This window comes from Vibrio sp. YT-16, assembly GCF_033337405.1.
Lineage (GTDB): Bacteria > Pseudomonadota > Gammaproteobacteria > Enterobacterales > Vibrionaceae > Vibrio > Vibrio alginolyticus.
This window is the reverse complement of record NZ_JAWOQQ010000001.1, coordinates 153,329-167,334: the sequence shown is the minus strand read 5'-3', so window position 1 is coordinate 167,334 and position 14,006 is coordinate 153,329. Positions and strand designations below refer to the sequence as shown.

Annotated in this window: 11 protein-coding genes; 3 read left to right on the top strand and 8 right to left on the bottom strand. The window is 47.1% G+C overall.

The features are described from left to right. Positions 1–66 precede the first annotated feature (66 nt). From R7F07_RS00725 to dsrO, 8 genes are all read right to left on the bottom strand, one after another. Positions 67–645 carry a membrane integrity-associated transporter subunit PqiC gene (locus tag R7F07_RS00725; RefSeq protein WP_258634336.1) on the bottom strand — a complete coding sequence of 193 codons (579 nt, stop codon included), beginning with the start codon at positions 643–645 and terminating at the stop codon, positions 67–69. After that, positions 645–2,291, bottom strand: a complete 1,647-nt coding sequence (gene pqiB / locus R7F07_RS00720; RefSeq protein WP_318110418.1) for an intermembrane transport protein PqiB — start codon at positions 2,289–2,291, stop codon at positions 645–647. The genes R7F07_RS00725 and pqiB overlap by 1 nt, the downstream gene beginning before the upstream one ends. Continuing rightward, positions 2,284–3,615 (bottom strand): paraquat-inducible protein A, encoded by a 1,332-nt coding sequence (locus tag R7F07_RS00715; protein ID WP_005376683.1) that lies wholly within the window; start codon positions 3,613–3,615, stop codon positions 2,284–2,286. Before R7F07_RS00715 ends, pqiB begins: the two co-directional genes overlap by 8 nt. Positions 3,616–3,918: 303 nt before the next feature. After that, entirely contained in the window at positions 3,919–4,971 is a 1,053-nt protein-coding gene (locus R7F07_RS00710; protein WP_318110417.1) for a c-type cytochrome, read from the bottom strand. Between the two features lie 8 nt (positions 4,972–4,979). Then, positions 4,980–5,543 (bottom strand): c-type cytochrome, encoded by a 564-nt coding sequence (locus R7F07_RS00705; protein WP_372059261.1) that lies wholly within the window; start codon positions 5,541–5,543, stop codon positions 4,980–4,982. Between the two features lie 277 nt (positions 5,544–5,820). Next, the gene (locus R7F07_RS00700; RefSeq protein ID WP_318110416.1) at positions 5,821–8,913 is read right to left on the bottom strand and encodes a tetrathionate reductase subunit A; all 3,093 of its coding nucleotides are present in this window, start codon (positions 8,911–8,913) and stop codon (positions 5,821–5,823) included. A gap of 17 nt (positions 8,914–8,930) precedes the next feature. Next, on the bottom strand, positions 8,931–10,061 hold the full coding sequence (nrfD, locus tag R7F07_RS00695; protein ID WP_318110415.1) for an NrfD/PsrC family molybdoenzyme membrane anchor subunit: 1,131 nt from the start codon (positions 10,059–10,061) through the stop codon (positions 8,931–8,933). Next, positions 10,058–10,822: a sulfate reduction electron transfer complex DsrMKJOP subunit DsrO gene (gene dsrO / locus R7F07_RS00690; protein WP_047103392.1), complete on the bottom strand. Its 765-nt coding sequence runs from the start codon at positions 10,820–10,822 to the stop codon at positions 10,058–10,060. The genes nrfD and dsrO overlap by 4 nt, the downstream gene beginning before the upstream one ends. 178 nt (positions 10,823–11,000) lie before the next feature. Here dsrO and R7F07_RS00685 point away from each other — a divergent pair, with 178 nt between their 5' ends. The 3 genes from R7F07_RS00685 to R7F07_RS00675 all read left to right on the top strand — a co-directional run bounded on the left by R7F07_RS00685 (position 11,001) and on the right by R7F07_RS00675 (position 13,953). Continuing rightward, positions 11,001–12,824, top strand: a complete 1,824-nt coding sequence (locus tag R7F07_RS00685; RefSeq protein WP_053306603.1) for a sensor histidine kinase — start codon at positions 11,001–11,003, stop codon at positions 12,822–12,824. A 25-nt stretch (positions 12,825–12,849) separates the two neighbouring features. Beyond that, positions 12,850–13,452 carry a response regulator transcription factor gene (locus tag R7F07_RS00680; protein ID WP_025767241.1) on the top strand — a complete coding sequence of 201 codons (603 nt, stop codon included), beginning with the start codon at positions 12,850–12,852 and terminating at the stop codon, positions 13,450–13,452. A 102-nt stretch (positions 13,453–13,554) separates the two neighbouring features. Next, the gene (locus R7F07_RS00675) at positions 13,555–13,953 is read left to right on the top strand and encodes a hypothetical protein (RefSeq protein ID WP_005376702.1); all 399 of its coding nucleotides are present in this window, start codon (positions 13,555–13,557) and stop codon (positions 13,951–13,953) included. Positions 13,954–14,006: the final 53 nt, after the last annotated feature.

Below are 14,006 nucleotides of genomic sequence, written 5' to 3'. Positions count from 1 at the left end.
TAGTAGAAGTCGCTACACTCTGCATAAAAAAGGGAAGCAACTTGCTTCCCTGTAATTAACATTGACTTAGAGTTGTTTGGCAATGTCTGAGGTTAGGCTTTCTAAGCCTATGGATAAAGCGTTGACGAGCGCTTCATAGCCCTCATCTTGAAGCGGCTGTGAGATTTGTATTGGCGCACTGTTTTCGACCTTACCTTCGGCATTAATGAGCAACCATTCTCCCTCAATTTCGATATTACCTTTGTAGCTGCCATTAAATTTATTTAACGTAAGCTGTAGTTTGGCTTCACCGCTTTGATCCAACAGATTGTTCATTTCAGTCGGCCAGTAATGACTTTGCTTTTGACGTAGTTCCGCGACAACTCTCTGAGTGATTTGCTCAGAAATACTGTGCGCCCATTGATTGTGTTTTGCCTGAATAACTTGGGTCTCAGAGATTCGATAAACAATGCCATTATCATTCAAATAACTCGCCAATGTCACTGGACGAACAACTAAAGTTGGGCGCTGAGCGATATCAGAAGAGCTCAGCGTCACTGGTTCCGCCTTAGGTAGAAGGTACATAGCTCCTTTAGTTTGCGGAGCGCTACTGCAACCCGTTAGACCGACAAATAGCGCGATAGACAGAAAGAATACTCGTTTCATTAGTTTTGGCCTTTAACTGGTATTGGGTCACTGATTTCATCTTCTCCAAACACAAGAGAGTTTGGCTTTTCGTTTAGCTGTTTAAGTACGGGTTTAAACTCTGTCATCACGCTTTCTAATTCTTTTAGCGTGGCTTCCATTTCGCTGTACATGGTTGAGTTGGGCCCATAACCATCGAGTGTTTTTTGTAATTGCTGTAAGCTTTGGCGAATATCTGTTGGGATCTCTTGCGTCTCTTTTTGATTCAAAAGTTTATCAATACTGTCCGCCACGCGTTCTGCTGAAGCTAACGTTTTTTCGGACGTTTTTAACGTTGAATTGAGAGAGTCTAGTGTTTCTTCCATTGGTAAGTTATTAATCTTATTTAGGAAGTCGTTCACTTGGCGCTGAACCTGCGCAAAACCACCACGCATGGTTGGGAAAACATCTAAATCAGCAAACTTACTCGGTACGTAAGGCTCGTCGTTTGGATAGAAGTCGGCGTCAACATACAGTGCGCCTGTTAATAAGTTACCTGTTTTTAAAGTACCACGTAGGCCTTTAGCAAACTCACTCTTCAATTTATCTTTTAACATTGGTAAAGATTGGGATTGGAAATCGCCATAAACACGGCCGAGCTCGATACGTACCAATACAGGGATTTTTTTCGCAGAAAAGTTCTCTTCTGGGGTTGGAAGTCGCATTGGTACACGCATCACAGTACCAATTCTCAAGCCTCGATATTCGACAGGTGCCTTACGTTTAAGTCCTCGTACCGATTCATCAAAAAGCATAACGAATTCAATATAATCATCGTACATGCCTTCTCGAAGTTGTTTAATATCATCGTACAAGCGGAAGTTGACCATATTTTCAGTGAGCTGTTCACCGGATTCAAGACCTGGAACGGTATCGAAGGTAACACCACCCGTTAGCATGCTCTCTAATGAGCCAAACTTGACTTCGAACCCTTCAGCGTTGAGCTGTAAATCTACGCCAGAATTCAGCCAGAACTTGGTACGAGTGCGCACTAAGCTGTCATAAGGCTTGAAAATAAAGAGTTGGTATAACGCTTTGCGAGTGTCAACATCAAAGCTGGTTTTCTCTACACGACCAACCGTAAAGCCTTTATAAATGACGGGGTCACCAACGCCTAGCTTACCAGCCTCGCGGTGTGTTAACACAAGGCGTAACCCCTCTGCATCAGGAGAGGCGACTGGGGGAACATCTAAGACCGTAAAGCGCTCTTTCTCTATCTTAGATTTACCCGGCTGAAGTTGGATATAAGCGCCAGAGAGCAAGGTCTCTAAACCTGAAACGCCATCACGGCCAATACGAGGCTTCACAACCCAAAACATGGTGTCATCTCGCAGCATGCGTTCTGCATCCTTGTTCATTTGTGCCTTAGCGATGATGTGATCGTAATTTTCACTGAGAGTGACTTCAGTAATCAGTCCGACTTTTACATTCAATGCTCGGATTTCGGTTTTGCCAACCTCAATCCCATCTGCGGTTGGCAGTTGGAGAGTAATTTGTGGGCCTGTACTGTTGATATATTGGAACAGCATCCACGCTCCCATGGCTAGCGCAAGGATCGGGACAATCCATATCGCAGAAATCTGCTTTTGCGGTTTTATTTGAGCGGTTACGTTGTTCTTATCACTCATATTTGGCTTTCTCGTTTAAGTTGTCAGAAATCGGCTCCTGCACTTCGTTTTGTGGCAATTGCCACAACAAACGTGAGTCAAATATCATTGCAGAAAGCATAGTAAAAATGACCACTGCCGCGAAAGAGAGCGCAGCAGGACCTGGATAAATCGCCATTAAGTTTTGCAGCTGAACCAGTGCAACTAAGATCGCGACGACGAAGATATCGATCATGGACCAACGGCCAATAAACTCAGTTATGCGGTAGATCTTTAAGCGTGAAATACTCTCTTCGTGCGGAAGATATCGCGCTTTTTGCGCATTGTAATACAGCCACGCGAGTGCCAGCATTTTCGCCATTGGAATAAATACGCTAGCAAAGAAAATTACCATCGCAATAGGGTAAGAACCTAAATGCCAAAGCAATATTACCCCCTCCATGATAGTCGAACCTTCTGCATGTCCAAGGCTTACGGTGTACATCATAGGGTAGAGGTTCGCAGGGATATAGAAAATGATTGAAGCAAACAAAAGCGCCCAAGCTTTTTGTAAATTGTCTGCGGGGTTGTATTTGTGAATAGGGCTTTTACAACGAATGCAGTGTTGGTGTTTTTTAGCTTCAATAGGGTTGAGCTGGTGGCACGTATGACAACCAATATGGTTGTGGTTATGGTGCGTATCACCCTCTTTTACATCAGGTAGCTCGATAGCTGGAATAAAGTGCCCCCAGAGCCAGCTTTTGTCGACCATTGATATGCATTTGACTACCAGAACGGTATATACACAAAACGCCCAGAATGAAGTGCCCATTCCTATGTCTGCGAGGGAAGCGATTTTAATTAAGCTGACCAACACGCCAATCAAAAATACATCCACCATTAACCAAGGTTCGACTCGAAACAGAAGACGGCATAAAACTTTTGCCATTCGTTGCTGCTTTTTAGAGGGGGTATGTTTACGTGCTTTTAATGCTTCAAGATGAAGAAAGAGAATGAGACCAACATAGATTGCAGGCAAAACGATAACTGTTGCGAGTAGCAGCACACCCAAAAGCACATTTTGAAACTCAGCCAGCATTTTGGCAGCGTGCAACAAGGTGATTTCTTGCGACAACCCTTGCACGCTGAACGACATAAAAGGGAAAGAAATGCTTAGCACTAACATGATCAAACATGCCGATGATATGGCGATCACGCTTTGGTAAGGCTTGGCATTCACTTTAGTCAGCGAATGCGAACATCGAGGACATTGTGCTTTTTGCCCCTGTTCGATATCGGGAATGCGAACAACAAGGCCGCACTCTTCGCATGAAATTAACTGACGGGAATTAGGTTGAATACTCATCGGGTAGGTTTTAGATTCATTTGCTTTAAGAATACTCTTTTTTCACTAGGCACGCTTGTTTTGATTCAGGAGTTTACGAGTTTCTTACTTTTGGCATTAGAGGATATGGGAGATCTAAGACATAAACGAAGTCGCGTTTGGTACAAGATTTTACGGCGAAGATGAGTATGTTGGAAGTCGAAAATAATGTGATATTGCTTGTCTGTGGAGGGGGGTAATTACTTGTTTTTAAGGGTAAGTAACCCTGCCCAGATAATCAGAGCAGGGAAAAAGAGCATTTTATTTAAGGTACTTAGTTGTACTTTACTTGACCGTTCCGCTCTTAAAGGCATTGGAGCCGACTTGCGTACCGTTGAGCGTTTTGCCGTAATAGCCTTGGTGCTGGTGATATTTCTCCGCGTTTGCGGTGACATTGCCTTTGAATCGAGGATCTTGTGGACGCTCATGGCTGTTGACGTATGCTGCGACATCCCAAGCTTCTTGCTCTGTCAGCTGCACACTTTTCCCAAGCGGCATGTTTTCGTAAATAAAATAGGCCGCTGTGTTAATCCGGTGCATACCTGCGCCCCAGTTATACGCATATTCGCCCCAAAGTGGTGGAATGTATGAATGGTCGTTGGTGTCTTTGATGCCTGAACCGTCGGCGCGATGGCAAGTTTCACAGTTCTTTTCGTAGACCAATGCGCCTCGCTCTATTGATGGTTCTTGCTCAGGGGCGGCGATTTTTGGGTAGCCACGCCCAGAGAGATTACCCCGCTTTTCAATTGGTAATGCTTGTGCGATGGCTTCGGGCAACGGGAAGTCTTTTGCTTTTCCACCAATTTGCAACGTTTTTGCGTCTAGTTCTGGAATGGGTTCATCCGCCATACCATGTTTGTCAAGCAAGCCGCCCATCGCTAACCAGTAGGCGTAAGCACTAAGGGCAACAATTTCTGTCGAATCGTAAGCGGGCGCTTTACCGTTCATGGAATACTCGAAACAACCTTGGATACGGTCAGCATAGCTGTTTACGCGATCGTTTTTCTTACGATATGCCGGGTATGCCATGTAAGCTGCCCACAGTGGCGCAGCGTTTGCTTTTCGTCCTGCCTCTATATGGCAGTTCACACAGTTTTGTTCGTTGCCAACGTATTTTCCGCGCATTTGTTGTGAGTTAACAAAGAGCGAGTAACCGCGTTTTACTTGCTCACCAAATGCGGTGTTTGGGATTGTGCTGAGATCACGCGGTTTTAAGTATTCACCGTGCTTTTCTTTTTCTATCGCAGGTAGCTCTTTCTGGCGGTCCGGTAATGGAGCGTTAGCTAGTACGAGCGTAGAAATGAAAGGCAGTGCGAACAAAGAATAGAAACGTTTCATGACTGCTCCTAGTAACGTAATGAGGCAAAGTAGTAAGCAAGATTTTCGATCTCTTTGTCAGTGAGATTTTTTGCGATGGTCCCCATCATATTGAGCGGGTCGCCACTGCGAGTGCCGTTTTTCCATGCCATCAATTGCGTTTTTAAGTAATCAGCATGTTGGCTTGCGAGGCGAGGGAACTTGTCGACGCCCATACCGCTGGCTCCATGACAAGTTGCGCAAGCTGGAATATTTCTATCCCAATCGCCTTGGAAAATTAACTTACGATACGGGTTACGAATATCAGCTTGGTCGCCGCGTTGTTCTGGATTCGTGAACTCATAGCTCGGGAGGTTAGCAAAGTACTCCATAACTTCCTTACGGCCTGCGGGATCGCTGAGTTCCTTCGCCATGCCTTGCATGACCACATTTTGGCGTTCGCCACTAAGGAATAGTTCGATTTGAGTGTTGAGATAATTCGCGTTTAAACCAGCGATCATCGGCGCGATATTTGGCTGTCCCATGCCATCTTGGCCGTGACAACCGCTACATACGCTGGCTTTTTCCGGAATAGACGAGGCGCTTGCGCCCATAGTGGTTGCTAACAAACAGGCCACCACCACTGGAAGAATTTTTGACATGCTGACTCACTTTAATTTTTATTAATATGTCTAAGTGCTACTTGGTAGTCACTCGGACGATATTGTCGGCCTTGTCAATAATGAAAGGTATTGTGGATTTCCACATATTTAATAAGTGTAAATGGCCGTATTTGTTTTTATTGGTTGTTCTATAAGCTATAAAAACAAAGTGGTGAAGAGCTGCACAAATCGGCAGCTCTAAGTGGTAGAGACGTCTTAACGTGCGGCGTTACGCTTTGCGGATTTTGGCCGGCAAGGACTGACGTGCCGCGGCGCCCACTACCCAATCCAACAATACACCTTTACCTTCTCGGGTAGGATCAATTAAGCCAATGTCGTTAATGTTGACGCCATCTTGGCTGCGCGTTTTTACGGGTTGTTGTTTATCGCCGATCCAGTGCGAGCGTTGTCCTAGCTCGGTATGACCAAACCCATGTTCAAATCCGAGTGTGCTAGGGCGAATCCCGCTGACTATCATCGCAAGTGCTTTGGTGCTTGCAGATGGTGTCTCGATAACAAACTCATCACCCGTTTTAATGCCCGCACGCTCGGCATCGATTGGATGGATGTACACTGGGTTTACGCCTTTAATCGAGTTCAACCTTGGCGATAGGTTGGATACCGCACTGTGAATGTTGGATTTAAAGTTCGTCAGGCTGAAAGGCCATTCTGAGCTTGGGAACTGGTCTTCCATTGATGTGCCATCGGCCAGTTTTTGTGGATGCCATGTTGGGCAACCCGTGTAGAAATCACCGGTCATGGTGTTTCTTGCGCTGCCGACACGTTCATTCCATATCGCGACAGGTCGTGTCCATTTGTGCTTCATTTGCTCACCTTGATACGCTTCGGTTGCATTTTCAAAACGTCCACCGCGAGCAAAAATAAACGCCACACGTTTCATCTCATCCGCTGTCAGCGTCTTCTGCATGGCTGGCATTAAACGCTCTAGGCCGGACCACGCAATGTCTTCTGCCGAAACTTCAGGCACCCCGCCTTTCACATAAGCCAAGTTTGCCGCGGAACGTAAGTAGAAATCTTCAGCGCTGTGGAGAGCGTGCCAATTCCCTTGCGCATCTTGAATCGCGTTGTCACCAAAGCCGCCTAGTTGCATTTTCTTGGCGACATCAATCAAAAAGTTTTCTAAGCAAATCGAACGACCATCGGCGGTTTTCTCTGTTCGCGCTTCCACAATCGGCCAACGAGCGGTGACGGCTTTCACCGGAACGTCGTGCCAAGGCGTTGCCATACCCCAGCTTTCGTAGGTGACCGTGTCAGGTACAATATAATCCGACAACGCGGTGGTTTCGTTAATGAACGCATCAATAGACACAATCAAACCGAGCTGCTTTGGATCTTTAAGCTTGTCTTCCAGCAGCGTTTTCAAACCGGGTACACCATACATCGGGTTCGCCATGTGGTTGATCCACGCTTTAACGCGATATGGATAACCATCAATAGCCGCAGACAAGTGTTCCGTCAGCAGTGGTGCTGCAAACGGATACCAAGGTGCGCGAGTTGGGTAAGGGGATTTTCCTGCCTCAACGCGACGTTTGTATTCGCTGGTTTTGTGGTAGGGGAATTTACTGCGCGACAAAAAGACGCCTTTCGGGCCGACTTTGCCAGCAAATTTGGTGAAGTCGTAACGAGGACCCGCAGCGGAAGTTGGGTAGCCACCCGCTTTCGCCATCGCGCCGCCTTTCATGTTGATGTTACCAATCAACGCATTGAGCATCATGATAGTAAACGAGTTATAGAACCCATTGGTGTGCATGTTGCCACCGTGGGTATCGACCACCGCTTTTGTGCCATAGCTTGTGAAGCGTTTCGCTAGTTCTGCGATTTGCTCTACAGGGATCTCACATTGTTGACTGTAGAACTCAAGGCTGTATTTAAACGCCTCTTCTTTGAGCCTTTGCAGAGACGATTTTACGCGCACTTTGCCTGATGCAAGCGAAACCGTTTTATCGACAAACAGTGTCGCTTCCTCAGTTTGGGTATGAACACCAAATTGGCCACTTTGCTCTTCCACGATGACGTACGGGTCGGAGTCAGACAACGCTACGCCCTCGAATGGCAGATTCAAGTCCGACGCGCGTAAAAACGTGCCGTTTCTCGGGTGCTGATTATCGCTTATCACGAGATGCGTAGCATTACACCAGTGCGCGGTGCCGGCTCGTTTCATCGCGTTTGCCCCCGGCTGCGCCAAGAAGGTTTTGTTGTAGCGTTGGTTTTCGATGATCCACTGGATCATGCCAAGCACGAGGGCAGAGTCGGTGCCCGGTTTGATTGCTATCCAGCGGTTGTTGTCACCGGCAGCCAAGCTCGATGAACCCGCAGGCAAACTTGGCGTGATGATGGTGTATTCCAAGCCACCTTCTGTTCGCGCATTGGCGAGTTGGCGCGCCTGACGCTTAAAAGGGTTGCCAGCTTGCGCAGGCGACATACCGATGAAGATGATGTATTCCGCATTATCAAAGTCTGGCTTCAAATGTGCGTTCTTATCTAAGTCGTTCATAAATGCGCCGCTGCCAGCACGAAATGCGTAGCCGCAGTAAGAGCCGTGATGCCCAAAGTTACGCGTACCATAGCTGTTGAACGCGAAGCGTTTGAATATGTCGTCTCGGCCTTCGTTACCGGCGTTGGTCATTAACAGTTGGTTGGCTTTCGGTCCATATTCTGGGTTTTCAGGATCAACGGGCGTTGTTAAATCGCGAATGTCGCGTAAGCCATCCACATGACCTTCACCAAATAAATCACCGCCCTCGACGACTTCTTCTATCAGTTGTTCGTAACTGATCGGAATCCATTTTCCTTCGCCGCGTTTTCCAACTCGTTTCAGTGGCTGAGTAATGCGGTACGGGCTGTTGCGAATTTCTAGCATCCCATTGCCACGTGCGCATGCTGTTGAACGACCGTCAAGGCCCGCTTCTCCTGCCAAACTTAAATAAGCACCTTTGACTGGCGTTTCGAACGGAATGTGTTGCTGATGAGAGAGTGGGTGATATGGGTTGCCAGTAATACGCAAAATCTCGTCGTTGCGGTTATCAATGCGTACACGCAATCCGCACAGTGACCAACAACCAAAGCACATCGATGGTGCAACGCGCTGATTTGGATTAGGGATTAGGTTGCCTTTGCTGTTGACCGTGTACTCTGGTTCAAGCGAGTTACCGTGGTGAATATCACGCGTTTTTTCTCCCGCAGTGCCTTCGAGCGCACCCTCGACCATGTGTTTGGTGGTGGTGGCGTAACCCGCAGCGAATGCGCCAAGCCCACCCACTGCAATGCCTGATTTCAAAAACTGACGGCGTTTGTTATCCATGATGAAATCCCCTTTGATTAGCGTTCAGTTAAGGTGGGTGATGAGGCTTTTACTTCGATCTTTTGTTTTGGCTGAACCAGCTCCGAACCGAGCAGTGCCAGTGCAAGCCATAATCCGAGCATGCCGATAATGCCTATCCAGCCATTTCCATCCATAGTGAGTTGGTATGGATACAGCCCTGCATCGAACTTGGCGATGGTTTGCACTTCCATGATGGTAAACCAGCGAATCAGCCATGCACTTTCCAGTGCGGCAGCAGACACAAAACTGAGCCCTATGACGTGACGAAATCTGGCTGATGCGGACTTTTTGGTATCGCGCAAGAAGATGAAAGCGAGCAAAACACAACCTAAAACGACAAAAGTGAGCAGGGCAATGTTGTGCATCCATTGTTCGCTAGAATAGAGCGAAAATGCGGAATTGTTGGATGCCCAAATCGGTAGCAGTATCAGCGTTAATACACCGCTGGTAACCACTGATTTTTTAAGTAAATTAGTATCGCCAGATGTCAGTGTCTTTGACTGACTAGGCAGCAAGAGCCAAATCAACAGAGAAAATCCGACCGCGCTCATAAATGCAGTGACAAACCAAAGAACCGGCGACGCGGGTTGGTGCCATAAAGAGCGCGATTTAACGACTGCAATTTCAGCTCCAGTATAAAGGGCGATGGTTAAGCCTGATAACACGGTGATTGCAGATATTGTGAGCATCACTTTGCGAGAAATAGCCCACTCACCAAGCGACAACTTAGATAACAGAGGTAGTACTTTTCCCGGTTGATTTCGCAGTGCGATAAGATCCTGATGCAGATACAGCCATGCAGTCACTACCGCTAAACCTGAGAAAACAGGCAGGAACAGCGAGCCTAGAGACATCCATGACCACGGCGTGATGTGCGCGTAAAAATGCCATGCGCGTCCCGGTTGGTGAAGGTCGCCAGTTAACGCTAATGGCCCCACGATGGCGCCGATGGCCAGCGTCAGAACAAGCGCAGCGCGTAGTCTGTGACTGGTGTGTTTTTCAAATAATAGGGCGATTAGGAATAAAACAGCAGCCGCATAAGCCGAACCGATGTAGAAGAAATATTGCACCGCCCACGGGAGCCAAGCCATCGCTTGAGGTTGGACTAACACTTCGGTGATGTTCATGCGCGCTCTCCCTGTGGGTCGTAAATAGCAGGTTGTCCGTCGATGTGGCTGGTGAAGCGTTCATCCATGCCGATGTAAAACACGTGAGGCTTGGTGCCTTCATTGGGTTTTAGCACTTTGATATCGTCTTGGTGCTTCGCAATTAAGTGGCGGACTTCACTTGATGGATCATTCAAATCACCAATTACACGTGCACCGCCAACACAGGTTTCCACGCAGGCAGGCAATAGACCTTGTTCTAGACGGTGAGCACAGAAGGTACATTTATCTGCGGTGAGGGTGTCTTCATTGATAAAGCGAGCATCGTAAGGGCAAGCTTGTACGCAGTACGCGCAGGCGACGCAGCGGCTGTTATCCACCATGACAATGCCATCTTTGCGCTGAAAGGTTGCTTGAACCGGACACACTGCCACGCAAGGTGGGTTGTCGCAGTGGTTACAAAGGCGCGGTAGCATAAAGGCTTTTGCTTCTCGCGTGGTAGAGCCATCATCTAACGTAACTTCGTATTGCTTTACGGTGGTTCGGAATTGACCGATAGGCGCTTGGTTCTCGATGCTGCAACCCACAGTGCAAGCCTGGCATCCGACACATTTACGCAAATCTATCACCATGGCATAACGCTTCCCGACTTGTCCTTTTCGGTCAGCGGACTGGTTATTTCGAATAATGTTTCCCGCAGTTGCCGTGCCAATGCCAGCGACTGGAATTAACGCGGCTCCGGCTGTGACCGCGCTGAGAAAGCGACGTTTGGTGGAATCCATAACTCACCTGCTTTTTTGTTGTATTTGAATTGACTGATTCCATTGTGAGAAATGCACTGCGAGGCTTATATTGTGGATTTCCACATACCCAGATCAAACTTGATCTAAAACAAATGTGGTTTAGGGAAGGTAGCTGTTATTCTTGTCGTACTCTCTTGACGGAACGATTCGACTCATCATGAAAAAAGCACTGTGGCTTCAGCTTTGGATTCTTTGCTTAGTTGCCTTTGCATCTTTGGCTCACGGCGCAGTTTCTGAACAAGCAGATCTGCAAGAGCAAAAAGCAGAGCAGCCACAGGTCAAGAAAAAAGTCGAAGTGGGCGTGTTAGCGATACGTGGTCATCTTTATGCTGAGCAGAGATGGCAACCGACCATTGATTGGCTCAATCAGCAAATTTCCGATGTGCATTTTGTCCTTCATCCCCTTAACTTGGATGAAATGGGCGAAGCGGTGAAGTTTCAGAAGATAGATTTCATCTTAACCAACCCAGGTCAGGCAGTGCGATTGGGCAGGCAATACGCGCTGTCGTGGATGGCAACGCTAACCAGCAGAGCACCACAAAACTCGAATTACGGCATTGGTTCGGCGCTGGTGGTTCGAGCCAATTCAAGTTATCAGACGGTGCAAGATGTCTCAGGACGTCCCGTTGCGGCGGTATCAGAAAAAGCGTTTGGTGGTTATCTAACGATGCGCTATCAAATAGTCAAAATGGGGCTTAATCCAAACGATTTCTTTTCTGATGTCCGCTATCTTGGTTTTCCTATTGATGCCAACCTGTATCAATTACGTGATGGTAATGTGGAAGCGGCCGTCGTCCCCGCTTGTTTATTGGAACAGATGTTAAGTGAAGGGCTTTTACAACCGGGTAATTACCGAGTTTTAAATCAACAGCCGAACGAGCGCTCGTTATGCGCTGTTTCCACACCGCTTTATCCTAACTGGTCATTTGCCAAAACAGAGCGCGGCTCAGCTCAGATTGCCAAACAGATTGCGCAAGTATTGTTAGCGATGCCACCTGAACACCCTGCGGTTATTGCGGCAGGCGCGTCAGGTTGGACGTCCCCCGTCAGCTTGCTGAGCATCGACAAACTTTATCAGGCGTTGGATCTCCATCCGTTGCAACAACCTTGGTGGAGTGAGGCTCTACGCTGGCTGCGTAGTCATCAAGAATGGGCATGGGCGCTGTTCATGTTTGTGATTGTGTTGAACGCGTACCACTTTTGGCTTGAGTATCGATTTAGCAAGAGTAAGCAAGCGTTGGAGCAGACATCGTTACGATTAAAAGAGAAAAGTGAACAGTTAGAACATTCACAAAGGGTCGCGATTGTCGGAGAAATCGGCACTAGTCTTGCTCATGAACTCAATCAGCCACTGGCAGCCATTCGCAACTATAGTGAAGGCGGTTTACTTCGCTTGGCCAAAAAGCGCCCTCATGAAGATATTGTCCCTGTACTTGAGAAAATACAGGGCCAAGTTGAAAGAGCCGATGCAATTATTCAGCGATTAAGAACGTTGATTCGTAAGCGCAGTGTCGACAAAACGTCGTGCGATCTTCAAGTACTCATTGATGACACGATTGAGTTACTCCATTTTCGAATGCAGAAGCAAAACATTTCTATTGTGGCCAGTACAGAAGGGAACATTCGTCCATTACTTGTCGATGCAGTTGGCGTACAACAGGTTTTAGTTAATGTGATCAGCAACGCGATTGATGCGTGTACTTTGTTCCAAGAGAAATATCACTCATCAGGTTATCAAGGTAAAATTGCCCTGCATTGCGATTACCAAATCAGTCAACTCTCTATTCGAGTGTTAGACAATGGTACAGGGTTGCAGCAAGAGAATCCGACTCAAGCGTTTGTGAGTAGCAAAGAAGAAGGGCTTGGGCTGGGGTTAGCCATTTGTCGCGATGTGATGGAAATGCATGGTGGCGAGTTTGTCATCAGCTCGATAGCACCACATGGTTGTTTGGTTGAGCTTGTGTTTCCATATCAAAACTAATCTGAACTAGGCATAGGAGCACTCAATGAGCAGCGGTGAAAAGCAGCTACCTGTTTTTGTAGTCGATGATGATGAATCGGTGCGTGACTCGCTCGCTTTTATGTTGGAAGAGCATGACTTCAACGTGACGACTTTTGCTGATGGGCAATCTTTTCTCGATAAAGTGAACATTCATCAGGCCGGATGCGTGATCCTTGATAGCCGAATGCCCAACCTTCGTGGCCAGCAAGTGCACCAAATTTTAAATCAAGCCAACAGCCCGCTAGCCGTTATTTATCTGACAGGGCATGGTGATGTTCCGATGGCGGTCGATGCATTGCAAGCTGGGGCGGTCAATTTCTTCCAAAAACCAGTCAAAGGCGATGAACTGGCACGAGCCATTTTGCAGGGACAGGCGCAGTCTGCCACAAACCTCGATATGGCAGCAGCTAAATCGGCTTATGAATCGCTCACACCTAGAGAAAAAGACATTTTACGTTTGATTATTGAAGGAAAGCGCAACATTCGTATTGCTGACGAACTTTGCATAGCAATGCGAACGGTTGAAGTACACCGAGCTAATCTATTGAAGAAGTTCTCGGCAAAAACCGTCGCAGAGTTGGCATATATTTATGGCAAGCTAGATTAAAGCTTACCGAGTGAAGCCTCTTAAGGCTATTTAGAGGATACAACTTGAGCTTTATGACGACTCGCGTATTATCTTCTTCGTTCTTACTTTATCTGAATTCTTATGAGTTTGTTGACTAAACGACATCACACGCCACATAAGCGGGCAAAATGGCTACTGGCGATTATTGGCTGGGTGGTCGTTGTGTGTCTGATGCAAAATTCAGGCTTTGCATCGTCATGCTCTATGAAATATGAGACGGAATCGCCCGCGGTTTCACTTGCTGATGAGCGTTCGAGCGTCAAGTCGATTGATACTAAAGAAACCAGCAAGTGCGAATTGTCTGAAAAGTTAATTCAGTTTTCTCAACATCAACTCGATGTATTTATTGTTGTTCTGTTTGTCGGTCTTTTTGCTTCGGCAATTTGGTTGTGCAGTGCCTATATTGGTGCGCAACATTGGACGGAACCGATAGGCCGTAAGTATCGAGTCCATCTGACTTTCTGTGTGTTCCGAGAATAAAAGCGTGCTTTCTGACCACTAGCGTCAGTTATTTAGCACCTTTGTCTTTTAAC